Below are 23,784 nucleotides of genomic sequence, written 5' to 3'. Positions count from 1 at the left end.
ATTATAAACTTTACGAGGTGTGACTACATGGGTAGGGAATTTCTTGATTTGTTTGAGCAATGGGCAGAGTCGTATGACCAATCGGTCGAAGGCTATGATGAACAATACCGTGACGTGTTTGCCGGCTATGATCGCATTTTAAGCACGGTTGCTGATAAAGCGGGCCAAGTCGTGCTCGAATTTGGTATTGGCACCGGCAATTTGACGAAAAAGTTGCTCGAGCGCGGAAAAACGGTATATGGAATTGAGCCATCAGCGCCGATGCGGAAAAAGGCGGCGGAAAAGCTCGGAGAACGCGCAGTCATTATGGATGGCGACTTTTTGCAGTTTCCGCTGCCGCCAGAACCGATCGACACGATCGCCAGTACGTATGCGTTCCACCATTTGACCGATGCTGAAAAAGACGAGGCGATCGCCAAATATAGTCAACTGCTTCACTCCGGTGGTAAAATAGTGTTTGCCGATACGGCGTTTCGCGACAAAGAGGCGTTCCGCCAGACGGTGGAAGCCGCTCGGGCACGCGGCTTCCATGATTTAGCTGATGATTTGGAACGCGAATATTATACGACGCTTGATGTATTGGCTTCGCTATTTGCCAACCACGGCTTTTCCGTCTCCTTTGCACAGCAAAACGCGTTTGTCTGGGTGATGGAGGCGGTGAAACAAACGACATAGAAAGAGGGAGAACGATGAAAGCAGCTATTATTGGAGCAATGGAAGAAGAAGTAGCCATTTTGCGGTCGCGCATGGAAGAGCGCGAAGAGGTAGTGATCGCCGGATGCGAATTTTCCACTGGACGCCTTGACGGTGTCGAAGCGGTGTTGTTGAAGTCTGGCATCGGCAAGGTGAACGCTGCGATGGGAACGACACTTTTGCTTGACCGATTCCGTCCTGATTTTGTGATCAACACTGGCTCAGCCGGCGGTTTTTTGCCATCGCTGCGTGTTGGCGACCTTGTGATTTCTGATGAAGTCGTTCATCATGATGTTGATGTGACGGCGTTTGGCTATGCGTACGGGCAAGTGCCCGGCTTGCCGGCGCGTTATCGGGCCGATGAGGCGCTTGTCGAGGCAGCGAAGCAGGCCGCGGCGCAGCTTGATGGCCTCCAAGCGGCCATCGGTTTGATCGCAACCGGCGATTCATTTATGAACGACCCGAAACGTGTTGAATTTGTGCGTGGACAGTTTCCGGAGTTGTGCGCCGTCGAAATGGAAGCGGCGGCAATCGCCCAAGTGTGCGTGCAGTTCGGAACGCCGTTTGTCATCATCCGGGCGTTGTCTGATATTGCCGGTGAAGAGTCGAATGTGTCGTTTGAGCAGTTTTTGGAGACGGCGGCGAAACATTCGGCTGAGCTTGTGTTGTCGATGTTGACGGTGGTCCAAAGCAAGGCTAAACAGTGAAAAGCGTAAAGGCGCCGCTGTCTCGCTGCCAAATGGACGTGAAGAAACGGAGTGACTCATATGCAGGTAGCAAAAAGCATCCATGAGCTGATCGGTCATACACCAGTCATCGAAATTACGCGTTTTCCTTTGCCCGAAGGGGTTCGTCTATTTGCAAAACTCGAGTACTTTAATCCAGGAGGAAGCATTAAAGACCGGCTCGGACAGGAGCTTTTGCGTGAAGCGTTGGAATCGGGAAAGCTGAAAGAAGGCGGCACGATTATCGAACCGACCGCCGGCAATACTGGTATTGGTTTGGCGTTAGCGGCGATCGGCAAAAATGTGAATGTCATTTTTTGCGTGCCGGAAAAATTCAGCATCGAAAAGCAGCAACTGATGAAAGCGCTCGGAGCCCAAATCGTCCATACGCCGACTGAAGAGGGGATGGAAGGGGCGATCCGCAAAGCTGAAGAGCTTGCCCGCACGATCCCGGGAGCGTATTGCCCGCAGCAGTTTCAAAATCCGGCCAATCCCAACACGTATTACAAGACACTTGGACCGGAGTTGTGGGATGATCTGGACGGGCAAATCGATATTTTTGTCGCCGGAGCCGGTTCCGGCGGTACGTTTATGGGGACGGCGACGTTTTTAAAAGAAAAAAATCCGGCCATTAAAACGGTCATTGTCGAACCAGAAGGCTCGATTTTAGGCGGCGGTGAGCCCGGTCCACATCGGACGGAGGGAATTGGCATGGAGTTTTTGCCGCCGTTTATGGATCCGGATTATTTTGACGCCATCTATACGATTCGCGATGATGACGCATTCCGCCGCGTGAGCGAACTGGCGCGGCAAGAAGGGCTTTTGGTCGGCAGCTCATCCGGCGCCGCCTTTCATGCCGCCTTGCTTGAGGCTGAGAAGGCGAAGCCGGGGACAAACATCGTCGTCATTTTCCCTGACGGGAGCGAGCGGTATTTAAGCAAAAACATTTACGAAGGTGGAGGATCCTCATGAGACGAAAAACGTTGCTCATTCATGGCGGCATTCCGGGTGACCCGCATACAGGGGCGGTGTCGGTGCCGATTTATCAAGTGAGTACGTACAAGCAAGAAGAAGTTGGAAAGCATAAAGGATTTGAATACTCGCGTACCGGCAACCCGACGCGTGCAGCGCTCGAAAAACTGATTGCTGACCTCGAAGGCGGCGAGGCCGGGTTCGCGTTCGCTTCCGGAATGGCGGCGATTACGGCCGTCATGATGCTGTTTGACAGCGGGGATCATATTGTGCTCACCGATGACGTTTACGGCGGCACGTATCGAGTGATGGCGAACGTGTTAAACCGATTCGGATTGGAATCGACGTTCGTCGATACGAGCGACATCGCCAACATAGAGGCGCACATTCGTCCAAATACGAAAGCCATTTACATTGAGACACCGACGAATCCGTTGTTGAAAATCACGGATTTGAAGGCCGCCGCCGCCATTGCCCGTGCGCACGGGCTGCTATTGATCGTCGATAACACGTTTTCGACACCGTACTTTCAAACGCCGCTTGAGCTTGGCGCTGATATCGTCATCCATAGCGCGACGAAATATTTAGGCGGTCATAGTGACGTCGTCGCCGGACTGGCTGTTGTCCGCACCGCCGAGCTCGCCGAGCGGCTTCATTACGTGCAAAATTCGACGGGCGGCATCCTTGGACCGCAAGATTCGTGGCTGCTTATGCGCGGGATGAAAACGCTTGGCGTGCGGATGGAAGAGCATGAACAAAATGCGCGGGCAATTGCCGCCTTTTTGGCGGAGCATCAGGCGGTTACCCGCGTGTATTATCCTGGGCTTCCGGAGCATCCGAACCATGAGCTGGCGAAAGCACAAATGCGTGGGTTCGGCGGCATGATTTCGTTCGATGTCGGCAGCCTTGAGCGCGCTGAAACGGTGCTGTCGCGTGTCCGCTACTTTACGCTAGCTGAAAGTTTAGGGGCAGTCGAAAGCTTAATTTCATTGCCAGGGAAAATGACACATGCGTCGATCCCGAAAGAGCGGCGTGAACAGCTCGGCATTACTGATGGGCTCATCCGTCTATCGGTCGGCCTTGAAGACGTCAATGATTTGATTGACGATTTGGCGCAAGCGCTTGGTTGAAATTGCCGCTCCTCCTTTTTCGCCCTTTATGGTAAAGTGAGGGCGAGAGGAGGAATTGGCAGTGAATGAACAACAACGGAACGTGCTGCGCACGAAGGCGGGTGACTTCAGGACGTACAGCCTTGTTTTGTTCGCGCTCGGTGCGTTTTTCTATTTGGGCACGATCATCCCAGGAGCACTTGAGACAGCGAAAAAACCGTTTGCCTTGGTGGCCGTTGCCGGCTGCTTGGCCGCGGCATTATACTGCTCGCGCCGCGCTGCCCGTTATGTCTGTCAACTTGAAGAAGAGAACTCGTTCGAACCGTAAACCTGCCTTTTTTACTGAAAGGCAGGTTTTTTATTGAGAGATGACAGAGGGCTTTTTGCTTATTTTGTAAAAGAATTGTTTACAATAGAACGAATTTTGGGTATAATTACCTCTACCACGTTATTTCCGAAGGGAGGTCGAAGGCAATGACAATGATGATGATGATGATGGGGACAAAATCGATGTATTCTTTCAATCAAAAGGCTATTCGACCTTCCGCCGATCGGGAATGAACGTGCACCGTTAACAACAAACAGCAATCGGGCCGCAGAAGGGGAGTAGTCTCGTTTTCTGCGGCTTTTTGTATTCTTAGCCGCAGAAGCGTCTTCCTTCTGCGGTTTTTTGCATAGAAAGGAGGTGAGCGGACATGACGATTCATTTGTTTTTTATCACGATCACGATCGAGAGGAGAAAGCCGCGGAAGCGGAGCATTGAAGAGGAGCGGTTCGCGCGTGCGGCTGAGGAGGAATTGCTTGACCGTAAATGTTCTGTCCATCAACGGGTGTTTTAAAAAATGAGGATGAAAGGGGAGAAGATTCATGTTAATGGTACCGGCGTGGCTTATCATGTGGATGGAACAGAAGGGCAATTCGACTTGACTCACGCTGAAGGGGTGTAACCGGTGCTCCGCGTGTTGTTGCTGACGATAGAGTTTCACCAATTGTTCAAAATGTGGCGGAAGCGTTCCTCGTCTTCTTTGGTAAAATAAAAATAAAGTAGGAAGCCAAGGAGGGAACAGGGATGTTCGCCATCATCATGTCACTTGTCATTACAGCGTCCATTGCGTTTGTTGTCGCTGCTGAAGTAAGCGTTGAAGCAGAAGTGTAATGAGAGTGAGCTTCGTCTGTAATGGAGGGGAAACCAACAGAACGAGTTGCATTTTGTTCATTGACATAGGTGATACATTTGTTCACAGCCGGCTTCTTTCAGGGTCGGCTGAATTTTTTTGTCTAGACACGGACAACCGCACCTCTGCATATACATACGGTAGGGCGGTTTCCGCCGATGACAGCAGGCGGGGGTGAGAGCATGTCCGGCATTTTTTCGGCGTTTGCGTTTTTGTTGAAAGAGCTGACGTTTCTCGTCTCGTACATTAAAAACAATGCGTTTCCCCAGCCGTTAAGCCCCAAAGAAGAGGAAAAATATTTGGAGTTGATGGCAAAAGGTGATGAACAGGCTCGCAACCGGCTCATCGAACATAATTTACGCCTTGTCGCCCATATTGTCAAAAAGTTTGAAAATACTGGAGAGGAAGTAGAAGATTTAATTTCCATTGGCACGATCGGGCTGATCAAAGCGATTGAAAGCTATTCACCAAATAAAGGGACGAAACTGGCGACATATGCGGCCCGCTGTATTGAAAACGAGATACTTATGCACTTGCGTTCGTTGAAAAAAACGCGCAAAGACGTTTCCCTCCATGAACCGATCGGTCAAGACAAAGAAGGGAATGAAATTAGCCTGCTTGATATTTTAAAATCGGAAGGGCAAGACATCGTCGATGAAATCCAGCTGAACATGGAGCTTGAACAAGTAAAAAAATACATCAGTGTGCTTGACGAGCGGGAAAAAGAAGTGATCGTCAACCGGTTTGGCCTTGGCCGGCAACGTGAGAAAACACAGCGTGAAATCGCCAAAGAGCTCGGTATTTCAAGAAGTTATGTCTCGCGCATCGAAAAACGGGCATTAATGAAAATGTTTCACGAGTTTTACCGGCAAGAAAAAGAAAAACGGCGGCCATAAAGAAGGAGAGAGGGCCGTCCTAAAAGGTGCCTAGCTTTCATATTGATACCAGATATAGTCTTGCAGAAGTACTCGGTGTTCATATATTATATAATAGTGGTGAAAAAGGGTGTCTTACTCTCTTTTAAGACACCTTTTTTTGTTTGTTTTTAATAGAGAAATTAAAAAATTATTCTGAAAAAATAAAATCTATCTCTAATATTGCGTAGCAAAGCGGTTTCATCCAAAAACATTGACAAGTTTTGTTTTTAAAAGTAAAATAATTTTGTCTGTTTTTGTCTAATTTTGTCTAAAGGAGGCGAAAAACGTTGCGGAAAATCGGACTAGCTTGGCAAATTTTTATCGGCCTTATTCTCGGGATTGTCGTCGGAGCTATTTTTTACGGAAATCCTAAAGTAGCGACGTATTTGCAGCCGATCGGAGATATTTTTCTCCGTTTAATTAAGATGATCGTCATTCCGATTGTCGTCTCGAGTTTAATTGTAGGCGTCGCCAATGTCGGTGATGTGAAAAAGCTCGGGAAATTGGGCGGAAAAACGATTATTTATTTTGAGATCATCACGACGATTGCAATTGTCGTCGGCCTCTTGGCAGCGAATGTGTTCCAGCCAGGCGCTGGTGTCAATATGAAGTCGCTCGAGAAAACAGATATTCAATCATACATTGATACGGCAAACGAAGTGCAGCACCACTCGATGGTGGAAACGTTTGTTAACATTGTGCCGAAAAACTTGTTTGAGGAACTGTCGAACGGCAATATACTGCCGATCATTTTCTTCTCGGTCATGTTCGGGTTGGGCGTGGCAGCGATCGGCGAAAAAGGAAAGCCGGTGCTTCACTTTTTCCAGGGCACCGCGGAAGCGATGTTTTACGTGACAAACCAAGTGATGAAGTTCGCGCCGTTCGGTGTTTTTGCGCTCATCGGTGTGACGGTATCGAAGTTTGGGGTCGCTTCACTTCTTCCGCTCAGCAAACTCGTCGTGCTCGTTTATGGAGTTATGGCATTTTTTGTGCTTGTTGTGCTCGGTGGCGTGGCAAAATTGATGGGCATAAATATTTTTCATATTATTAAAATTTTGAAAAATGAACTCGTATTGGCGTATAGCACGTCGAGCTCCGAAACGGTGCTGCCAAAAATCATAGAAAAAATGGAGAGATTCGGATGCTCGAAAGCCATTACGTCATTTGTCGTACCAACTGGTTATTCGTTTAATTTAGACGGCTCGACGCTGTACCAGGCGTTGGCAGCTGTTTTTATCGCCCAGTTGTATGGCATCGACATGCCGATTTCACAGCAAATTTCGCTCGTGCTTGTTTTGATGGTCACCTCAAAAGGCATTGCCGGCGTTCCGGGTGTTTCATTCGTCGTCTTGCTGGCGACGCTTGGCACGGTCGGCATTCCAGTTGAAGGGCTGGCGTTTATCGCTGGTATTGACCGCATTTTAGATATGGCGCGCACAGCTGTGAACGTTGTCGGCAACGCGCTAGCAGCTGTCATTATGTCGAAATGGGAAGGGCAATATGACGAAGAGCAAGGAAAACAATATTTGGAAGAGTTGCGGCAAAGCGCCTAACTGAAAAAGCGGCTGAATGGGGAGCCGCTTTTTTTGTTTCTTTTCAAAAAACGGTGATAAGGAAAAAATAGTTGCCGTCTTGAAGACTGTCCGCTATATTTATAATGAAATGGCATTTCACTAAATTTTTGATTAAATGAGGGACGAACGTGAGACGTTGGATCATCATCGTACTTTTGCTCGCTTTTGTATTATGGCTGTTGCCATATAGCGTACCGCTTCTATTGGCGCTTGCCACTGCCCTTCTGTTAGAGCCGTCCATTCGCCGCTTGCAAGAGAATTATCGGCTGAAACGCGTACATGCTGTGACGGCCATTTTTACGCTATTTTTAGTGATCGTCGGGTTTTCACTTTACTTTTTAATCGTCATTCTCGTTCAACAGGTGATGGCACTTTCGCAGAAGCTTCCTTACGTATTTAGCGAGGCGACGAAAGTGCTTGACGAACTCATCCAAACATGGCAGTCGTATTCGAGTTCGATTCCTCAAGAAATCATTGATTCGTTGGAGCGCAGCGTCAATACGGTGCAACAAATGCTGCTGTCGTTTGCGACGAATCTGACACAGTCGCTTGTTCATTATATTGCCGCCATTCCTGCATTTTTTATTCACTTTTTAGTCTATTTAGTCGCCCTTTTTCTTATTTGTCTCGATTTGCCACAGTTGAAACAAGGAATCAGACGTTATTTGTCAGAGCGTACTCATCAACGGCTTTCAATGGTCGTCAGTCAGTTGAGTAAGGCGGGAGTTGGCTTTATTAAAGCTCAGTTTTTATTCAGTTTAATTACGTTTTTCCTTGCGCTGGCCGGCCTGTTAATATTGGGCGTTGATTATGCTGCTTTAATGGCATTCATCATCGTCGTTGTCGATATTTTGCCGATTTTAGGAACTGGTTCGGTGCTCGTTCCATGGGGGATTATTAGCATCATCAACGGCAGCACTGGGCTCGGTATTGGACTGATTGTGCTGTTTGTCATCATTACCGTTGTGCGTCGGATCATCGAACCGAAAGTGTTTTCCACGAATTTGGGCATTTCACCACTGGCGGCGCTCGTCAGTGTCTACCTCGGCTTTCAGATACTTGGCTTGCTAGGGGCGTTTATTGGGCCAGTCATTGTGATTTTAGTGGAGACGCTCGTCAAAGCAGGAGTTATTAAATGGACGATTAAACTATAAACAAGCCGGTGAAAAACCGGCTTGTTCTATCAATGAGGAATGCAAAGGCAACCGTTTTTGGTTGCCGTCTTATACATTTTGGGAAAGGCGCATGGGAACCTGCGGCAGCGGATCAGCTACAGCTGATGGAAAGCGAAAAGACCGCCTTGATGGGTGGCGGTCTTTTACTCGGAAGGCATTTGTGAATGATTGAACTCAGTGCGCGGCAAAATCAAAATTTCCACGCGCCGGTTTTTCATCCGTCCGGCAGCTGTTTCATTTGAAGCGATCGGCTTGTATTCGCCGTACCCTTTCGCGCTGAAGTAGCGCGGATCAAGCTGTTTGTTTTCAAGCAGCACTTTCATAAAGTTGACGGCGCGCATGACGCTCAGTTCCCAGTTCGAAGCAAACTGGGCGTTATGGATCGGCACGTTGTCCGTATGGCCGCTGATGATCACGTTCCGCGGCGGGTTCATAACAAGCAAGGCGGCTACTTCCGATGCCAAGCGGCGGTCTTTCATACGCACTTCCGCACTGCCGGAGTCGAATAAAATATCGTCTAAAATCGTAATGGCGAGCCCTTCCTCAGTCAACGACGTTTGCAGTTTTCCACCGAGCTTGTTTTCTTGAATGTAGACGTCGATCTTTTCTTTCACCTGTGCCAGCCCTTCTTTTTCTTTCTGGCTCATAGCCGGAGAGGGCTGCTTTTCCCGTTCCTGCCCTTGCTCATCTTGGGCCGCCGGTGGAGTGATTGGTTCCACCGGGTTTGGAAAATCAAGGACGCCGTTTCCGCCGGTAAAGGCGCTGCTGAAGGAGCTCGCGATTTTTTGAAATTTTTTTTGGTCAATCTGGCTGCTCGAAAACAAGACGATGAACAAAGCAAGTAGCAGTGTCAGTAAATCCGCGTATGGAATCAGCCATGAGTCATTCATATGCTCGCTGCGCCTGTTTTTTTTCTTCTTACCCATTGACCGTTTCCCCTTGTGTTAGCACTTGACGCCGCTCGCTTTCCGACAAATACGAAGCGAGTTTTTGCTCGATCATGCGCGGAGCTTGTCCTTCCAAAATGGACAGCACTCCTTCGATCATGATGTAGCGCACTTTCGCTTCTTCTTTTGATTTCCGCCGCAATTTGTTGGCGAACGGATGCCAAAGCACGTAGCCGCTAAAAATCCCGAGCAGTGTCGCTACAAATGCCGCGCTGATTGCTTGTCCGAGCTCAGCAATATTTTCCATATTTCCAAGCGCAGCAATCAAGCCAATGACAGCACCAAGCACCCCGAGCGTCGGCGCATATGTGCCGGCGTGCGTAAAAATGGCGGCATTCGCTTCATGTCGCTCTTCCATAGCCGCAATTTCTTCCGTCATTACGTCGCGAATGAACTCTTGCGTCTGTCCGTCGATCGCCATGCTGAGCCCATTGCGTAAAAATGGGTCATCGATGTCGTCCAACTTCGCCTCAAGCGCCAGCAGTCCTTCGCGGCGGGCGATGTTCGCCCAGTCGACGAACATCGGAATGAGCTGTTCGACCGTTGGAATGGCCGGTTCGGTAAAAATGATTTTCAACAGCTTCGGCACTTTTTTAATTTCTCGTGTTGGAAAAGCGATCGTAACTGCAGCGACCGTCCCGACAAAAATAATTAAAAGGGCGGCCGGATTGATTAACACAGATAGCGCTACGCCTTTAAAGTACATCCCGAGTCCGACCGCGATCACGCCAAGGATGACACCGACGACTGATGTTTTATCCAAATTGATCCCCCCGCTCTTTCAGTACAAAAGATCTATGTTTCTTTTGTTTTATGAAGAAACCATATTTATCATATACTGAATAGAGAAGGTTGAAAAGGGAAAAAAGTGTGACTTTGGGCGTAAAAAAAGCCCAATCCATATGCCAATGGATTGGGCGGCTTCGGCGATGGTTACATTTTTTTTAGTTTAAATGTCCCGACCATTAAGAACGATAAGATTAGTGCTAGAAACATAAACGAATGCGGTGGAAAGTACGGAATGGCCAAATAGCCTAACGTCATCAGTACTCCGGCCGCTGTAATCGGAAGCCCGGCGAAATAGCCGTTGTTCTCTGTGATGTTAAAGCGGGCGAGGCGGAAAGCGCCGCAAGCGATGTACAAAATGGTGAACACCGCTCCCGGGGCACCGAATTCATAGAACAAGGCTTTGTACATTAGCAAGGCAGGAGCGACGCCAAAGGAAACAATGTCGCTCATCGAGTCGAGCTGTTTGCCGAGCTCAGATTCGATGTTCAGCTTGCGGGCGACAGCGCCGTCAAAGCGGTCGACAAATGCCGCTAAAAAAATGAGAAGCACGCTCATGTGAAGCTGCCCGTTTAGCGAAGTTAAGATAGAAAATCCACCAAGTGATAAGTTCGTCATCGTCAAAATATTAGCCATGTTTGCTTTTAACTTTTTTAACGTATAATCTAAATAATCCGATAAGAACAACTTTCCTCACTCCTTTGTCAACAGAAAACACAAAAAGAAAATTCTACTACCATTATACTCATTTTGACGGTAATATGAAAGGTAGTAACAACTAGAGATGCTGTATAACTGGAGGGGACATACTTGCGAAAATGGCTGTATCGTTTGTTTATTGAGCTCACTAATCACTCGCTTTCCTCGAAGCTGCTCGCTTCGTTTGCTCGATCGCGTCTCAGTGCACTGTTGATACCATCGTATGCGAAAATTTATCATATTAACCAAGAAGAAATGGAAAAAAGCTTAAAAAATTATAAAACATTGCAGCAACTGTTCGTCCGCCGACTCAAAGCCGGAACAAGACCGGTTGATGCTGATGAACATGCCATCGTCAGTCCGGTTGATGCGATCATTGAAGAAATGGGGACGATTCAAGAAAACAGCGAAATAATTGTCAAAGGGAAACCGTATTCGATTGCGGAGATGCTTGGCAGTGCCGAAGCTGCGCAACCGTATGTGAACGGGTTCTTTTTTATTCTGTATTTGAGCCCAAGCCATTATCATCGCATTCATAGCCCAATATCTGGCGTGATCGAAAAACAGTGGTCGCTCGGCCGCAAGTCATATCCGGTCAACCGTCTCGGCTTAAAATACGGGCGGCGGCCGCTCGAAAAAAATTATCGTCTCATCACAGAGGTCACGGCCGGCGGCAAGCGCATGGCAATTGTCAAAATCGGCGCCATGTTTGTTAACAGCATCGAGCTGACCCATAAGGAAGAACGGTTGGTGAAAGGGGAGGAAATGGCGTATTTTTCGTTCGGCTCGACAGTTGTGCTGTTGTTTGAACAAGGAAGTTTTGCGCCCGACCCACGCATCCATCCGCCGATGCCGATTAAAGTCGGCGAGCGCCTTGGCTATTGGTGCTAGGCGCGGGCTGTTTGGACAAACAAAAAAAAGCCCAAGGGCCCTTCGTTTATGATGACAATTTAATTTTATGAGTCAATGACCGGCGCTGGATTTCCTTTTCGATTAGTTCGATGAATTCCGGACTTAAATTGAGTTCTTTCGCCTTGAAGTATGATTCGATCAACAGTTCATCGGACAAATGCTTCATCGGCGCTCTCCCTCCTTTTTGAAGGAATATGTTAGGCAGTCCATACATATAATGGTAGGTTACTTTCACTGTATCACGATTTACAAACGAGAACAACCGTTCTATTATCCACAGAAGGCAGTGGATAACATGTGGAAAAGATGTTTATAACGTGAGTAGGACCTTATCGCTATTGTGTGTATAATGTGGGCAACAGTTATCCACAATTCAGCAGGCGCAAAATTTGTCGAAAACTTTTTTGCCTTGCCAACTTCGCGGATGGTTGGCAAACTTTGTTTTGAAACGAGAGGGAAAATCCGCTATGATGGGAAAAGCAGAGCGAAAGGCAGGTGGACGATGTGCTTCATTACTTTTTGCCAAGCCAATTTGCCAAGCGGGTGATCGACATTACGCCAGACGAGCTGAAGAAAAAAGGGGTAAAAGGGATCATCACCGACTTGGATAATACGCTCGTCGAATGGGATCGACCAAGCGCGACTCCAGAACTAGCTGCTTGGTTTGAGACGATGAAGCGAGCGGGCATTAAGGTCGTCATCGTATCGAATAATAATAAACGACGCGTGCAGTCGTTTGCTGAACCGCTCGACATCCCGTTCATTTTCGAAGCGCGTAAACCGCTGACGCGCGCGTTTTTGCAGGCGTTGGAGATGATGGGGCTGAAAAAAGAGGAAGTCGTTGTCATCGGCGATCAGTTGTTGACCGATGTGCTCGGCGGCAACCGCCTTGGGTTAAATACGATTTTAGTGGTCCCGGTCGCACAGACGGACGGGATATGGACACGACTTAATCGGAAAATAGAGCGGAAAATTTTAAATGCTATGCGGAAAAAAGGGATGATTTACTGGGAGGAATGATTGTGGAGCCACAACTGCGTTGCATCGGCTGCGGGGCGGCCATCCAGTTTGAAGACCCAAAAAAGGCGGGGTATGCGCCGAAAAGCGTGCTTGAGAAAGAGACGGAAGAAATCATTTGCCAGCGTTGCTTTCGTTTGAAACACTACAACGAAGTCCAAGATGTGCCGCTTGATGATAACGATTTTTTGCATATGCTGCACCGCATTGGGGAATCCAAGGCGCTTGTCGTTTACATCGTCGATATTTTTGACTTCAACGGTAGCTGGATTCCTGGTTTGCCGCGGTTTGCGGTGAACAATCCGATTTTGCTTGTCGGCAATAAGGCCGATTTGTTGCCAAGGTCGGTGAAATATCCGAAGCTGTTGCAATGGATGCGCCGCATGGCTGAGGAGCTCGGGCTGCGCCCGATTGACGTTCGCCTTGTCAGTGCAGCGAAAGGGATAGGCATGACGGGTGTCATGGAGACGATCGATCGCTACCGCGAGGGCAGGGACGTCTATGTTGTCGGCTGCACTAACGTTGGCAAGTCGACGTTCATTAATCGAATCATTAAAGAGGCGACCGGCAAAGGGAACGTCATTACAACCTCGTATTTCCCGGGAACGACGCTTGATATGATCGAAATTCCACTTGAGGGTGGGGCATCGCTGTATGATACACCGGGCATTATCAACCATCACCAAATGGCGCATTTCGTTGATGCACGTGATTTGAAAATCATTACACCGAAGCGGGAAATCCATCCGCGCGTGTACCAGCTCAATGAAGGGCAAACGCTCTTTTTCGGCGGCTTGGCCCGCCTTGATTACGTCAAAGGTGGACGCCGCTCGTTCGTCTGTTACGTTGCCAACGACTTAACGATTCATCGGACAAAGCTTGAAAAAGCCGACTCGCTTTATGCCAACCAGCTTGGCAGCTTGCTCGCTCCGCCAAGCAAACGCTATGCGGATGAGTTTCCACCGCTTGTGTCGCGCCCGTTGTCGGTTAAGGAACGAAAAATGGATATTGTTTTTTCCGGGCTCGGCTGGGTGACGTGCAACGATCCGGGCGCCCAACTCGTCGTCCATGCTCCTAAAGGAGTCGATGTGTTTATTCGCCAGTCGTTGATTTAACGAGTACGGGAGGGGAGAAAAATGGAAAACGTATACGGGCTGCTCGGTTTTCCGGTTGAGCACTCGCTGTCACCGCTCATGCATAATGACGCGTTTGCCTATTTCGGCATTTCGGCGCGCTATCACTTGTTTTCCGTCAAACCGGAGCAAGTCGGTGAAGCCATCGCCGGGGTGCGGGCGCTCGGTATCGCCGGGGTGAATGTGACAATTCCGCATAAAATGGCAGTCATTCCGTTTTTGGACGAAGTGGACGAGCATGCGCGCCGCATTGGGGCGGTCAACACGATTGTCAATGACAGCGGCCGGCTTATCGGCTATAATACGGACGGACCTGGATACGTTAAGGCGCTCGAAGAGGAAATGGATATCCATCTTGATGGCAAGCGGATTTTGCTCATCGGTGCCGGCGGAGGGGCGCGCGGTATTTATTTTTCGCTGCTGTCGACCGCAGCCGAGCGCATTGATATCGCTAACCGAACGGCGGAAAAAGCGGCGCGGCTTATCGGTGAAGGGGACGAGCGCCGCTCCACTTTTTTCCCGCTTGCTGAGGCCGAGAGACGGCTGGCTGAATATGATATTATTATCAATACGACTTCGGTCGGCATGCATCCGCATGTTGATGAACAACCGCTTTCCCTTCAACAGATGCGGCCGGGAACGGTTGTATCGGATATTATTTACAATCCATTGGAAACGAAATGGCTGAAGGAAGCGAAAGCGCGCGGCGCCCGCGTGCAAAACGGCGTCGGTATGCTCGTGTACCAAGGGGCGCTCGCTTTTGAAAAATGGACTGGCCAATGGCCGGATGTCAATCGGATGAAACAGCTTGTCATCAATCAGTTGAGGAGGTAACATATGTTAACGGGAAAACAAAAACGATTTTTACGGGCGCAAGCCCACCATTTAAAGCCGATTTTTCAAGTTGGCAAAGGTGGCGTGACGGAGGCGATGACTGAGCAAATCGCTGCGGCGCTTGAGGCACGCGAACTGCTGAAGGTGAGCGTCTTGCAAAACTGTGAAGAAGATCGCGATGTTGTCGCCGAACAGCTTGCTGAAGGAACAGGAGCGGAGCTCGTACAAGTGATCGGTAATACGATCGTCTTGTATAAAGAGTCGAAAGAACATAAACAAATCGTTCTGCCTGACTAAGAAACCGTGCGGCCAAGGCAGACGGCAGGGGGAAGGAAGATGGGAAAAATCGGGATTTTTGGCGGCACGTTTGATCCGCCGCATTACGGCCATTTAATTATGGCTAATGAAGTGCTTGATGCCCTTCAATTGTCACAAATTTGGTTTCTGCCAAACCGCATTCCTCCCCATAAGCAGAATGAGCAGGTGACAAGAAGCGAGGATCGGCTGCGCATGCTGGAGTTGGCGGTGGCCGGCCATCCACGTTTTCATATTGAGACGATCGAACTCGAACGGGAAGGGCCTTCATACACGTACGATACGATTCGACAGCTTACGGCGATGCATCCGGATGATGAATTTTACTTTATCATCGGTGCCGATATGGTCGAATATTTGCCAAACTGGCACCGCATCGATGAGCTCATCGAGCTTGTGACGTTTGTTGGTGTCAAACGTCCAGGCTTTTCGATGGAAACGCCATATCCGGTCATCGAGGTGGAAGTGCCGCAGTTTGCCATATCGTCATCGCTCATCCGCGAGCGGGTACAAAACGGGCAAACGATCCGCTATTTAGTGCCGGAAGGTGTCAGACTTTATATTGAGGAGAAGGGGTTATATGGAGCGAGAACAAGCGTTGCGGATTGTGAAAGAGCAGCTGACGGAACATCGCTACGAGCATACGCTTGGCGTTGTCGAGACGGCTGTTAAGCTCGCTGAACGGTATGGGGCTGACGTAAAAAAAGCAGAATTGGCGGCGATTTTTCATGACTATGCGAAATTTCGTCCAGTTGAAGAAATGAAACAACTCATTTTAGCGCAAAATATGCCCAACGATTTGCTCGTGTACAATAGCGAATTGTGGCATGCGCCCGTTGGCGCCTATCTCGTGCAAACGGAAGTCGGCCTTGACGACCCGGAAGTGCTCGATGCCATTCGTTATCATACGTCTGGCCGCGCTGGCATGACGCTGCTTGAGAAAATCATTTATTTGGCCGATTATATTGAGCCAGGGCGGCGGTTTCCCGGCGTTGATGACGTACGGCGCCTAGCGGAAGAAGATCTCAACCGGGCGCTGTTGCAGGCGGTGAAAAACACGATCGCCTTTTTGTTAGAGAAGGGGCAACTCATTTATCCGGATACGATTCATGCGTACAATTCACTCGTGCGCGAAGTGAAGGGGGAATGAAGTCGGTGACTGAACAAGAAGCATTACAGCTTGTCGTCCGCGCGGCGGATGATAAAAAAGCGGAAAATATCGTCGTCTTAAACATGAAAGGCATTTCACTTGTCGCCGATTATTTTGTCATTTGTCATGGCAACTCAGACAAACAAGTGCAGGCAATCGCCCGCGAAATCCAAGATCAAGCGGAAGAAAACGGCCTGACGGTCAAACGGATCGAAGGATTCCAAGAAGCGAAATGGGTGCTTGTCGATTTGGGCGACATCGTCGCTCACGTGTTTGCCAAAGACGAGCGCGAGTATTACAACCTCGAGCGGCTTTGGGGGGACGCCCCGACGGAAGACGTCGCGGCCGTGTTGCAGCCATGACATATACCCATTTTGCCGATTGGTATGACGCGCTTATGGCTGAGGCACCGTATGATCAGTGGCAGTCGTTTGTGGAACGAGCCTTTGACCGATATGCCCAACGGCCCGGTAGACAGGTGATCGACATCGGCTGCGGGACAGGAGAGCTTGCCATCCGCCTCGCGAAGGCCGGATGGCAAGTATCCGGCGTCGATGTGTCCGAGCATATGCTTGTCATCGCTCAAGAGAAAGCGGAGGCAGCTGGTATCCATGTGCCGTTTTTTGAACAAAACATGGCGGAACTCGACGGGTTTTCCGATCTTGACGGCGCCTTCATTTTTTGTGATGCTCTGAACTATTTGACAGACGAAGACGATGTGAAGCGGACGTTTTCCGCCGTTTACCGGGCGCTCGGTGCCGATGGGCTGCTTTTGTTTGATGTCCATTCCGTCTATAAAATGGACGTTTTGTTCCGTGACGCCGTGTTTGCGGATCACGGAGAGGACATCAGCTACATATGGACATGCCATCCACTCGAATGGCCGCATAGCGTCAGTCATGAACTGACGTTTTTTGTCCGTCGCGGCGATCTTTACGAGCGCTTCGACGAATGGCACGAACAGCGCACGTTCGAGCGCGCCGTCTATGAGCAATGGCTTGCTGCGGCCGGCTTTGAAGTGCTTGAGGTGACCGCCGATTTTACGGATGCGCCCCCGACCGAGACGGCGGAGCGGTTGTTTTTTGTGGCGCGGAAGCGATGAGAGTGAAGAGTGAAAAAGATCAAAGCAACGCAAAAACCCCAGCCGAACAAGCTGGGGTCTATTTTTGTCGAACGAAGCAGGATTTTTGTGGCTAGTTGGCGAATAATAAATTATAAAAACTGTTGCTTTATCTTCTCAACCTCTTCGTCAAACTTCTGATGTGTTTTTGTCAACAACTCTTCGAAAATTCCATCCATTTCCTGTTCAAGGACCGCAATGCCCTCACCGGTAATGCCACCTTTGACGCATACTTTTTCCTGCAGCGTTTGGAGTGTGTAGAAATCCTGTTTCAGCAATTCCCCGAGGCCGATGATCATATTGGTCGCTAACAACATCGCTTGTTCTTTCGTGATGGCTGTTTTCGCTGCCGCTGCATTGATGAAGCGTTGCAGCAAATAGCTGAAAAACGCTGGACCGCAGCTTGCGATGTCGGAAGCGACGCGGGTGATCGTATCGTCGATGTACACTGGCGTAGCGATGCGCCCAAGTAGATCATTGATCGTTTGCCGGCAAGTTGTTGAACATCGCGATCCAAAGGTAACGAGGATGCTGCCGGAAAGCGCTCGGTTCGTGATGCTCGGAATGGCGCGCACGACTTGACAAGGGACGGCCGCTTCAAGTTGCTTAACGTTAATCGGGCTTGTAATTGAGACGAGGCAATGCTCGTTTGTCCAATAGGGGGCCAGCTGCTGCAATAACGGATAGATGTCAAGCGGTTTGACGCATAAAAAGATGATGCCTGCCTGCTTGACCGTCTCAGACGGATCGGCGGCGACCGTAATGCCGGGATATGTTTTTTGTATATTGAACGCTTTTGCGAGCGTACGGTTTGTAATGATAAGCTGTTCAGCTTGGACAGCGCCGGAGTCTAAAAGCGCTTCGATTAAAATCGTTCCCATATTCCCCGTGCCGATAACGCCGATGTTCATATGCAGTCCCCTCCTCCCTCTTTTCGATATGTATGAATATCTTCTTCATTTTATGACTCCGTTTAGAAAGGACGAGTGCGATGTGGGAAGCAGTTAAGGCAAGATGGAAAACTGGATTGCTTGTGCTGTTTGTTGGAGTGGCAGGACTATGGGTGTTCAGCCGTCCGTCTGCCGAAGGGGAGTCCGTCGCCTTGCCGGCTGCAGTTGAAACGGACACCACCAGACCGGAGGAAGCAGGGATGGAGGCGTCGAAAATCGTTGTCATTGATGTCAAAGGAGCGGTCGTCAAACCAGGGGTGTACGAGATGCCGGCTGATGCCCGCGTCCGTGATGTGATCGCCAGAGCGGGCGGATTGACGGAAGAGGCGGACGCGGCAAGAGTCAACTTAGCGGCTAAAGTGCGCGATGAAATGATGATTTACGTGCCAGCGAAAGGTGAAGCGGCGCCAGCACCAGAAGCAGTCGAGGCAGCGCCGGAAGCCGGAACGGAGAGCGGTCTGCAAGTGGCGGTCAATACGGCGACAGCAGAGGAACTCATGCAAGTCCCCGGCATTGGGCCGGCGAAGGCAAAAGCAATCATCGCCTACCGTGAAGAGCATGGGCCGTTTCAACGAGTTGAAGACTTACTGCGGGTCAACGGCATCGGGGAAAAAACGCTGGAAAAATTAAAGCCGTATTTGCTTGTGCCGTAAAGTCAGAGGGAGGAACGATGATAACCAACTTTTTTCAGCATTGACGGCGCTTTAGGTGACCGATAGACTAAAATTATCGAGACAAGCGGAGGGACATGATATGGAACGAATGACATGGGACCAATATTTTATGGCGCAAAGCCATTTGTTGGCGCTGCGCAGCACGTGTACAAGGCTTGCGGTCGGGGCGACGATCGTGCGCGACAAACGCATTATCGCCGGTGGATATAACGGCTCGATCGCCGGTGGCGCCCATTGCATTGATGAAGGGTGCTACGTCATTGATGGCCATTGTGTGCGAACGATCCACGCGGAAATGAACGCGATTTTGCAATGCGCCAAGTTTGGCGTCCCGACGGAAGGCGCCGAGATGTATGTCACCCATTTTCCTTGCTTGCATTGCTGTAAGGCGATTATTCAAAGCGGCATTCGCGCTGTGTATTATGCGCAAGATTACAAAAACCATCCGTATGCCCTTGAACTGTTTGCCCAAGCCGGCGTCCGCCTCGTGCAAGTGCCGTTGAAGATGGATGTGTTTGCCCAACTTTCCGGCGGAGGGGAAACATGAAAGGGCAAGCCGTTTACATCGCCGTGGCGGCGCTCTTGGCCGCTGCGGCTGCCTCTTTGTCCAAACCTGCATTTTTCCTCCTTGTCGGCTATCTCCTTATCCTTTTCTTCCGCCGGAAGCATCTATTGGTGCCGGCTTTAGCTGCAGCCACCTTCTTTTTCGCCTATGTTCTCATCGTTGACCACCATAACAAAACGACTCTTTCTGGCGGCCGCCACACGTTTTTCATTCGCTTTTCCGCTCAGCCAACGATTGATGGCGACCGGCTGCAGGCTCCAGTCAAAGTGGGACGGGAACGGGTGCAGCTTCGTTATATGATTCGGACGCCGGCGGAAAAAGAGGCGCTGCAAACGCACCTTGTGCCCGGAACCGTTTGCCGCGTTGCAGGGACGCTTGAGCGTCCGATGCCATCAAGCAATCCGTACGCGTTTGACTACCGCCGTTATTTACGTCTCCATCGCATCCACTGGCTGTTTTTCCCCGAGGAGATCGATCTTTCTGCCTGCGCACGCGACCGCCCGACCATGATCGAGCAGCTTGTTTCACTTCGCGAAGCGGGCGTTCGCCGCATAGAAGATCATCTTCCGCCGGAAGCAGCCGGCATTGCCGCTGCCCTGATTTATGGGGAACGCCGTCAGCTCGATGATTCGGTGCTTGATGGCTATCAACAGCTTGGGCTCATCCATCTGTTGGCGATTTCTGGCGGCCATGTCACCTTGCTTGTCAGCGCAGTATTTGCCATAGCCATCCGTTTGATGACGCGCGAGGCGGCTGTGCTAACTTTAATGGCCGCGCTGCCTGTTTACGCGGTGCTTGCGGGCGCCTCACCGCCGGTGTTGCGCGCTTGTATGACGGGAATGATTGTGCTTGCTGTCGGATGGAAAAAAGGGACGATCCATCCGCTTGACGCATTAAGTTGGACTGCGCTCGCGCTTTTCGCCTTTGATCCATACATGTTGTGGGATGTTGGCTTTCAGCTGTCGTTTGCGGTGACGTTTGTTCTCCTTGTTCATTTTCCGGCGCTCGCCGCCCGTTCGATGATCGGGCGGCTGTTCGAAACAGCGCTTGCCGCTCAGCTCGCCGCGTTGCCGATTTTGCTTTATCATTTTTATGAAATTTCCATTTGGAGTGTCGGGCTCAATGTCTTGTTTGTCCCTTTGTACTCATTTGTCATCTTGCCGTTGGCGTTTGTTGTTGCTGCCCTTCCTTTCCCTCCGCTCGTTTGGTTGTTTAGCTGCCTCATTGAACTCACAAACAACGTTGTCCGTTTTTTCTCCGTTGATCACCCATTGACGATTGTGCTCGGGCGTCCCGAGCCATGGTGCTTAGCTGTTTATGTCGCAGCGGTCGTCGTTGCGTTGTTGCTTTGGGAACGTGGACAGCTGTTTCGTGGGTTGGCGGCGGTGGCCATGGCGATGGTGCTTCAGCTTGTCAGTCCGTACGTTGATCCGAAAGGGGAGGTGACGGTGTTAGATGTGGGCCAAGGCGACTGCCTCTACATTGAGCTCCCTCACCGGAAAGCCATTTACCTTATCGACACCGGCGGAACGCCGAAAATAAAGGGAGAACGATGGCGCGAGCGAAAACGGCCGTTTTCGGTGGGCCGCGATGTCGTTGTCCCGTTTTTAAAAGCGCAAGGGGTAAGGACGATCGACAAGCTCATTCTCACGCATGATGACGCTGACCATATCGGGGCGGCTCCTGAGGTGCTAAAAGCGGTGCGCGTCAAAGAAATCATCACAAGCCCAAAAGCGTTGCCGGCCATTCAGGCGATGGCGCGCCCGTTTTCCGTACCGGTTGCCGCTGCGTCGCAAGGGAAACGGTGGGAGGAAGACGGCATGACATTTGCCGTGATTCACCCGGAAGTGGGCAATCAGGACGACAATAACGGCTCGCTCGTTTTGTTCACCCGTCTTGGCGGCTTGACGTGGCTGTTTGCCGGGGACATTGAGAAGGAAGCGGAACAGGCGCTCATTGGCATATATCCGCATTTGCGCGCCGATGTGCTAAAAGTTGCCCACCATGGCAGTAAAACATCGACAACAGAGATGTTTTTGCAGGCGGTGAAACCGCGGGTGGCCATTATTTCTGTCGGCCGCTCCAACCGTTACGGCCATCCGTCTCCGGATGTGCTGGCACGTCTGAAGCAACAGGGGGCGGTCATTTGGCGGACAGATGAAAATGGCGCCATTCGTTATCTTTACGATAGAACAAGCGGAACCTTTCAAGTGATGAAACCATAGTATATAGTGCGTAAAAAAAGTGGAACCTTTCGGTCGATCAAACCATAGCATATCATACAAAAAGAAAAAAGGATTGCTTATGTAAGCAATCCTTTACCGGCCGAAAAATTCGATCAGCGTCGCGATGATGAACATCGTCGCGAAAAAGCCGAACGATACGATAAAACCGACGGCGGAATCGACGGCGTCATTCCGTTTGCTTTGCACTTCCTTTTCAAATACGTTCATCGTTTTCCCCCTCCTCGTGCAATCATTTTTAGTATAGACGAAAACAATAAAAAAATCTACCGCCGCTTGTCCATTTTCCTTCCTTGACAACAGTTGACACAAATACTTTCAAACGGCCGGGAAAACATAAAAATAACCCGCTGGCCAGTAAGGTCCTAGGACTTATTGGTCGGCGTTTATATAAAGGGGAACCGGTTTTCTCGACAGCCGGTTCCCTTGTAAAATGGCGAAAAACGGTGTATCTTTCTAGCAGGGAATCTTGCTAGAGAATGGAGAAGGGAACATGCTGGAACGCGTATGGGGAAACATCGAAAAACAGCGGTTTTCTCCCCTTTATTTATTATATGGCAGCGAGTCATTTTTATTACAGGAAACGTACGAGCGATTAGTGAAGGCGGCGCTTGGGGAGGAAGAACACGAATGGAACTTAGCGGTGTACGACTGCGAGGAAACGCCGGTACAAGCGGCGCTTGAAGAGGCGGAAACGGTGCCGTTTTTCGGGGAACGGCGCGTCATTCTTATTAAACATCCGTATTTTTTTACAGCCGAAAAAGACAAGGAGATCGAGCACGATTTGGCGAAGCTTGAGGCGTACTTCAAAGCGCCGGCACCGTTTTCGATCGTCGTCTTTTTCGCACCGTATGACAAGCTCGATGAGCGAAAAAAAATCACAAAACTCGCCAAAGAACATAGCGAAGTCGTTGTCGCCGCCTCGCTCGCTGAAGGGGAGTTGCGCGCTTGGGTGCGGCGACGGATCGAGAGCCAAGGAGCGCAAATTAGCGACGAAGCGATTGATGCACTCTTGCGGCGAGCTGGAACGCAGCTGGCCGCATTGGCGAACGAAATCAATAAGCTAGCCTTGTTTGCCGGGCCGGGTGGAACGGTGGAGGCAGAGGCAGTCGAGCAGCTTGTCGCCCGCACACCGGAAGAAAATGTGTTCGCTCTTGTCGAGCAAGTAGCGAAGCGCAACATTCCCACGGCGTTGCAGACATTTTATGATTTGCTGGAAAACAATGAAGAACCGATCAAAATTTTGGCGTTGCTCGCCGGCCATTTTCGTCTGTTGGCGCAAGTGAAGTGGCTCGCTCAAGCGGGCTATGGACAGACACAAATCGCCTCAGCGCTGAAAGTACACCCGTTTCGCGTCAAGCTCGCCCTTGGTCAAGCAGCTCGTTTTTCTGAGCAGGAGCTGGCCAAGGCGATTGACGAACTTGCCGCTGCGGATTACGAAGTGAAAAGCGGAGCGATGGATCGCCGTTTGGCGGTGGAGCTGTTGCTTATGCGGTGGGGCGGTCGGCAATAAAAAAAGCCAGCGCCCTTCACTGTGCGCTCAATAAGCAAAGCTTGTTTTCTCTTGGATGACATGGACTAACTAGCGAGGCTTCATTCATTTCATTAAGGAAGCAAAAAAACGACCTGGCGCCAGGTCGTTTTTCATTAGGAAGCTTGGATGCTGTTTAATTTTTTCGCTAAGCGCGATTTTTGCCGGCTAGCGGCATTTTTATGGATAAGGCCTTTGCTTGCGGCTTTGTCTAATTTTTTCGAAGCGATAATGAACGCTTCTTGCGCTTTTTCCACGTCTTTCAATTCAACGAGCGCTTCAAATTTTTTGATCGCCGTGCGCATAGCCGATTTCATCGAGGCGTTGTGAGCCCGACGTTTTTCGCTCGTTTTCGCGCGTTTGATCGCCGATTTAATGTTAGCCACGTCCGTTCACCTCCATTACCGTTCCTATTCTCGCTGTGAACAACAGGAAGAACAAATGTTATTCTATCAAACGTGTTTTGATTATGCAAGAGGATTCAAGCGAAAATCCTTTACGAAACATGAATGATCGAGTCCTATTGCGGCGACAATAAAAGAAAACGGCATGAACGAGGAGGAACGAT

The 23,784-nt window shown here is 50.0% G+C and carries 29 protein-coding genes; 22 read left to right on the top strand and 7 right to left on the bottom strand.

Annotated elements, in window-relative coordinates:
* Positions 1-27: 27 nt before the first annotated feature.
* The 9 genes from IC804_RS04610 to ytvI all read left to right on the top strand — a co-directional run bounded on the left by IC804_RS04610 (position 28) and on the right by ytvI (position 8,319).
* Complete coding sequence (locus IC804_RS04610; RefSeq protein ID WP_011887865.1) at positions 28-675, top strand: class I SAM-dependent methyltransferase; 648 nt, start codon at positions 28-30, stop codon at positions 673-675.
* 14 nt (positions 676-689) lie between these two features.
* A complete protein-coding gene (gene mtnN, locus IC804_RS04605) occupies positions 690-1,400 on the top strand; it encodes a 5'-methylthioadenosine/S-adenosylhomocysteine nucleosidase (RefSeq protein ID WP_011887864.1) in 711 nt (236 codons plus the stop codon).
* Positions 1,401-1,460: 60 nt separating this feature from the next.
* Positions 1,461-2,390 (top strand): PLP-dependent cysteine synthase family protein, encoded by a 930-nt coding sequence (locus IC804_RS04600; RefSeq protein ID WP_011887863.1) that lies wholly within the window; start codon positions 1,461-1,463, stop codon positions 2,388-2,390.
* Positions 2,387-3,520: a bifunctional cystathionine gamma-lyase/homocysteine desulfhydrase gene (locus tag IC804_RS04595; RefSeq protein WP_008879951.1), complete on the top strand. Its 1,134-nt coding sequence runs from the start codon at positions 2,387-2,389 to the stop codon at positions 3,518-3,520. Before IC804_RS04600 ends, IC804_RS04595 begins: the two co-directional genes overlap by 4 nt.
* A gap of 61 nt (positions 3,521-3,581) precedes the next feature.
* A complete protein-coding gene (locus tag IC804_RS04590) occupies positions 3,582-3,827 on the top strand; it encodes a YrhC family protein (protein WP_008879950.1) in 246 nt (81 codons plus the stop codon).
* Positions 3,828-4,194: 367 nt separating this feature from the next.
* On the top strand, positions 4,195-4,338 hold the full coding sequence (locus tag IC804_RS04585) for a YrzI family small protein (protein ID WP_008879949.1): 144 nt from the start codon (positions 4,195-4,197) through the stop codon (positions 4,336-4,338).
* A 518-nt stretch (positions 4,339-4,856) separates the two neighbouring features.
* Complete coding sequence (gene sigK / locus IC804_RS04575; RefSeq protein WP_008879948.1) at positions 4,857-5,570, top strand: RNA polymerase sporulation sigma factor SigK; 714 nt, start codon at positions 4,857-4,859, stop codon at positions 5,568-5,570.
* A 308-nt stretch (positions 5,571-5,878) separates the two neighbouring features.
* A complete protein-coding gene (locus IC804_RS04570; RefSeq protein WP_029760682.1) occupies positions 5,879-7,144 on the top strand; it encodes a cation:dicarboxylate symporter family transporter in 1,266 nt (421 codons plus the stop codon).
* Positions 7,145-7,293: 149 nt separating this feature from the next.
* Positions 7,294-8,319: a sporulation integral membrane protein YtvI gene (ytvI, locus tag IC804_RS04565; RefSeq protein ID WP_008879946.1), complete on the top strand. Its 1,026-nt coding sequence runs from the start codon at positions 7,294-7,296 to the stop codon at positions 8,317-8,319.
* A gap of 164 nt (positions 8,320-8,483) precedes the next feature.
* Here the strand turns inward: ytvI and motB are convergent, their stop codons facing one another.
* The 3 genes from motB to pssA form a co-directional block, all read right to left on the bottom strand.
* On the bottom strand, positions 8,484-9,266 hold the full coding sequence (gene motB, locus IC804_RS04560) for a flagellar motor protein MotB (RefSeq protein WP_011887858.1): 783 nt from the start codon (positions 9,264-9,266) through the stop codon (positions 8,484-8,486).
* Positions 9,259-10,050, bottom strand: a complete 792-nt coding sequence (motA, locus tag IC804_RS04555) for a flagellar motor stator protein MotA (RefSeq protein ID WP_008879944.1) — start codon at positions 10,048-10,050, stop codon at positions 9,259-9,261. The genes motB and motA overlap by 8 nt, the downstream gene beginning before the upstream one ends.
* 170 nt (positions 10,051-10,220) lie before the next feature.
* A complete protein-coding gene (gene pssA / locus IC804_RS04550) occupies positions 10,221-10,760 on the bottom strand; it encodes a CDP-diacylglycerol--serine O-phosphatidyltransferase (RefSeq protein WP_008879943.1) in 540 nt (179 codons plus the stop codon).
* Positions 10,761-10,883: 123 nt separating this feature from the next.
* Between pssA and IC804_RS04545 the strand changes: the two genes are divergently transcribed.
* Entirely contained in the window at positions 10,884-11,663 is a 780-nt protein-coding gene (locus IC804_RS04545) for a phosphatidylserine decarboxylase (protein WP_008879942.1), read from the top strand.
* Positions 11,664-11,709: 46 nt separating this feature from the next.
* On the opposite strand, the gene IC804_RS04540 is transcribed toward IC804_RS04545, so the two are convergent.
* Complete coding sequence (locus IC804_RS04540) at positions 11,710-11,850, bottom strand: sporulation histidine kinase inhibitor Sda (RefSeq protein ID WP_008879941.1); 141 nt, start codon at positions 11,848-11,850, stop codon at positions 11,710-11,712.
* Positions 11,851-12,188: 338 nt separating this feature from the next.
* Between IC804_RS04540 and IC804_RS04535 the strand changes: the two genes are divergently transcribed.
* Genes IC804_RS04535 through IC804_RS04500 form a run of 8 tightly spaced genes read left to right on the top strand, consistent with a single transcriptional unit; the run spans position 12,189 to position 17,235 of the window.
* The gene (locus IC804_RS04535) at positions 12,189-12,704 is read left to right on the top strand and encodes a YqeG family HAD IIIA-type phosphatase (RefSeq protein ID WP_008879940.1); all 516 of its coding nucleotides are present in this window, start codon (positions 12,189-12,191) and stop codon (positions 12,702-12,704) included.
* Positions 12,701-13,816 (top strand): ribosome biogenesis GTPase YqeH, encoded by a 1,116-nt coding sequence (gene yqeH, locus IC804_RS04530; protein WP_011887852.1) that lies wholly within the window; start codon positions 12,701-12,703, stop codon positions 13,814-13,816. Before IC804_RS04535 ends, yqeH begins: the two co-directional genes overlap by 4 nt.
* Before the next feature lie 21 nt (positions 13,817-13,837).
* Positions 13,838-14,668, top strand: coding sequence for a shikimate dehydrogenase (gene aroE, locus IC804_RS04525; RefSeq protein ID WP_008879938.1), 831 nt, complete (start codon positions 13,838-13,840; stop codon positions 14,666-14,668).
* Between the two features lie 3 nt (positions 14,669-14,671).
* Positions 14,672-14,965 (top strand): ribosome assembly RNA-binding protein YhbY, encoded by a 294-nt coding sequence (yhbY, locus tag IC804_RS04520; RefSeq protein ID WP_008879937.1) that lies wholly within the window; start codon positions 14,672-14,674, stop codon positions 14,963-14,965.
* Between the two features lie 39 nt (positions 14,966-15,004).
* On the top strand, positions 15,005-15,655 hold the full coding sequence (locus IC804_RS04515) for a nicotinate-nucleotide adenylyltransferase (protein ID WP_011887850.1): 651 nt from the start codon (positions 15,005-15,007) through the stop codon (positions 15,653-15,655).
* Entirely contained in the window at positions 15,564-16,133 is a 570-nt protein-coding gene (gene yqeK / locus IC804_RS04510) for a bis(5'-nucleosyl)-tetraphosphatase (symmetrical) YqeK (RefSeq protein WP_008879936.1), read from the top strand. Before IC804_RS04515 ends, yqeK begins: the two co-directional genes overlap by 92 nt.
* A 5-nt stretch (positions 16,134-16,138) precedes the next feature.
* Positions 16,139-16,495 (top strand): ribosome silencing factor, encoded by a 357-nt coding sequence (gene rsfS, locus IC804_RS04505; protein ID WP_008879935.1) that lies wholly within the window; start codon positions 16,139-16,141, stop codon positions 16,493-16,495.
* On the top strand, positions 16,492-17,235 hold the full coding sequence (locus tag IC804_RS04500) for a class I SAM-dependent DNA methyltransferase (RefSeq protein WP_008879934.1): 744 nt from the start codon (positions 16,492-16,494) through the stop codon (positions 17,233-17,235). The genes rsfS and IC804_RS04500 overlap by 4 nt, the downstream gene beginning before the upstream one ends.
* A 110-nt stretch (positions 17,236-17,345) precedes the next feature.
* On the opposite strand, the gene comER is transcribed toward IC804_RS04500, so the two are convergent.
* Entirely contained in the window at positions 17,346-18,164 is an 819-nt protein-coding gene (comER, locus tag IC804_RS04495; RefSeq protein ID WP_008879933.1) for a late competence protein ComER, read from the bottom strand.
* 80 nt (positions 18,165-18,244) lie between these two features.
* Here comER and IC804_RS04490 point away from each other — a divergent pair, with 80 nt between their 5' ends.
* The 3 genes from IC804_RS04490 to IC804_RS04480 all read left to right on the top strand — a co-directional run bounded on the left by IC804_RS04490 (position 18,245) and on the right by IC804_RS04480 (position 21,667).
* Positions 18,245-18,856: a helix-hairpin-helix domain-containing protein gene (locus IC804_RS04490; RefSeq protein ID WP_011887847.1), complete on the top strand. Its 612-nt coding sequence runs from the start codon at positions 18,245-18,247 to the stop codon at positions 18,854-18,856.
* Positions 18,857-18,956: 100 nt separating this feature from the next.
* Positions 18,957-19,424 carry a ComE operon protein 2 gene (locus IC804_RS04485; protein WP_008879931.1) on the top strand — a complete coding sequence of 156 codons (468 nt, stop codon included), beginning with the start codon at positions 18,957-18,959 and terminating at the stop codon, positions 19,422-19,424.
* On the top strand, positions 19,421-21,667 hold the full coding sequence (locus tag IC804_RS04480; RefSeq protein WP_081156969.1) for a DNA internalization-related competence protein ComEC/Rec2: 2,247 nt from the start codon (positions 19,421-19,423) through the stop codon (positions 21,665-21,667). The genes IC804_RS04485 and IC804_RS04480 overlap by 4 nt, the downstream gene beginning before the upstream one ends.
* A 93-nt stretch (positions 21,668-21,760) precedes the next feature.
* Here IC804_RS04480 and IC804_RS04475 read toward each other — a convergent pair whose 3' ends face one another.
* Positions 21,761-21,895, bottom strand: a complete 135-nt coding sequence (locus tag IC804_RS04475) for a YqzM family protein (RefSeq protein WP_008879929.1) — start codon at positions 21,893-21,895, stop codon at positions 21,761-21,763.
* A 283-nt stretch (positions 21,896-22,178) separates the two neighbouring features.
* Here IC804_RS04475 and holA point away from each other — a divergent pair, with 283 nt between their 5' ends.
* Entirely contained in the window at positions 22,179-23,198 is a 1,020-nt protein-coding gene (gene holA, locus IC804_RS04470; RefSeq protein WP_081156971.1) for a DNA polymerase III subunit delta, read from the top strand.
* A gap of 134 nt (positions 23,199-23,332) precedes the next feature.
* Here the strand turns inward: holA and rpsT are convergent, their stop codons facing one another.
* Positions 23,333-23,602 carry a 30S ribosomal protein S20 gene (gene rpsT / locus IC804_RS04465; RefSeq protein WP_008879927.1) on the bottom strand — a complete coding sequence of 90 codons (270 nt, stop codon included), beginning with the start codon at positions 23,600-23,602 and terminating at the stop codon, positions 23,333-23,335.
* Between the last annotated feature and the right edge of the window lie 182 nt (positions 23,603-23,784).

Source organism: Geobacillus sp. 47C-IIb, from assembly GCF_014679705.1.
Lineage (GTDB): Bacteria > Bacillota > Bacilli > Bacillales > Anoxybacillaceae > Geobacillus > Geobacillus thermodenitrificans.
The sequence above is the reverse complement of the archived record's forward strand: the minus strand, read 5'-3'. Positions and strand labels throughout refer to the sequence as shown.

What these genes read in the sequence shown, in the direction of transcription:
- IC804_RS04610 (WP_011887865.1), top strand. Translation starts at nt 28, where the DNA reads ATGGGTAGGGAATTTCTTGATTTGTTTGAGCAATGGGCAGAGTCGTAT.
- mtnN (WP_011887864.1), top strand. Translation starts at nt 690, where the DNA reads ATGAAAGCAGCTATTATTGGAGCAATGGAAGAAGAAGTAGCCATTTTG.
- IC804_RS04600 (WP_011887863.1), top strand. Translation starts at nt 1,461, where the DNA reads ATGCAGGTAGCAAAAAGCATCCATGAGCTGATCGGTCATACACCAGTC.
- IC804_RS04595 (WP_008879951.1), top strand. Translation starts at nt 2,387, where the DNA reads ATGAGACGAAAAACGTTGCTCATTCATGGCGGCATTCCGGGTGACCCG.
- IC804_RS04585 (WP_008879949.1), top strand. Translation starts at nt 4,195, where the DNA reads ATGACGATTCATTTGTTTTTTATCACGATCACGATCGAGAGGAGAAAG.
- sigK (WP_008879948.1), top strand. Translation starts at nt 4,857, where the DNA reads ATGTCCGGCATTTTTTCGGCGTTTGCGTTTTTGTTGAAAGAGCTGACG.
- motB (WP_011887858.1), bottom strand. Translation starts at nt 9,266, where the DNA reads ATGGGTAAGAAGAAAAAAAACAGGCGCAGCGAGCATATGAATGACTCA.
- IC804_RS04540 (WP_008879941.1), bottom strand. Translation starts at nt 11,850, where the DNA reads ATGAAGCATTTGTCCGATGAACTGTTGATCGAATCATACTTCAAGGCG.
- yqeH (WP_011887852.1), top strand. Translation starts at nt 12,701, where the DNA reads ATGATTGTGGAGCCACAACTGCGTTGCATCGGCTGCGGGGCGGCCATC.
- aroE (WP_008879938.1), top strand. Translation starts at nt 13,838, where the DNA reads ATGGAAAACGTATACGGGCTGCTCGGTTTTCCGGTTGAGCACTCGCTG.
- yhbY (WP_008879937.1), top strand. Translation starts at nt 14,672, where the DNA reads ATGTTAACGGGAAAACAAAAACGATTTTTACGGGCGCAAGCCCACCAT.
- IC804_RS04515 (WP_011887850.1), top strand. Translation starts at nt 15,005, where the DNA reads ATGGGAAAAATCGGGATTTTTGGCGGCACGTTTGATCCGCCGCATTAC.
- yqeK (WP_008879936.1), top strand. Translation starts at nt 15,564, where the DNA reads ATGGAGCGAGAACAAGCGTTGCGGATTGTGAAAGAGCAGCTGACGGAA.
- IC804_RS04500 (WP_008879934.1), top strand. Translation starts at nt 16,492, where the DNA reads ATGACATATACCCATTTTGCCGATTGGTATGACGCGCTTATGGCTGAG.
- comER (WP_008879933.1), bottom strand. Translation starts at nt 18,164, where the DNA reads ATGAACATCGGCGTTATCGGCACGGGGAATATGGGAACGATTTTAATC.
- IC804_RS04490 (WP_011887847.1), top strand. Translation starts at nt 18,245, where the DNA reads ATGTGGGAAGCAGTTAAGGCAAGATGGAAAACTGGATTGCTTGTGCTG.
- IC804_RS04485 (WP_008879931.1), top strand. Translation starts at nt 18,957, where the DNA reads ATGGAACGAATGACATGGGACCAATATTTTATGGCGCAAAGCCATTTG.
- IC804_RS04480 (WP_081156969.1), top strand. Translation starts at nt 19,421, where the DNA reads ATGAAAGGGCAAGCCGTTTACATCGCCGTGGCGGCGCTCTTGGCCGCT.
- IC804_RS04475 (WP_008879929.1), bottom strand. Translation starts at nt 21,895, where the DNA reads ATGAACGTATTTGAAAAGGAAGTGCAAAGCAAACGGAATGACGCCGTC.
- holA (WP_081156971.1), top strand. Translation starts at nt 22,179, where the DNA reads ATGCTGGAACGCGTATGGGGAAACATCGAAAAACAGCGGTTTTCTCCC.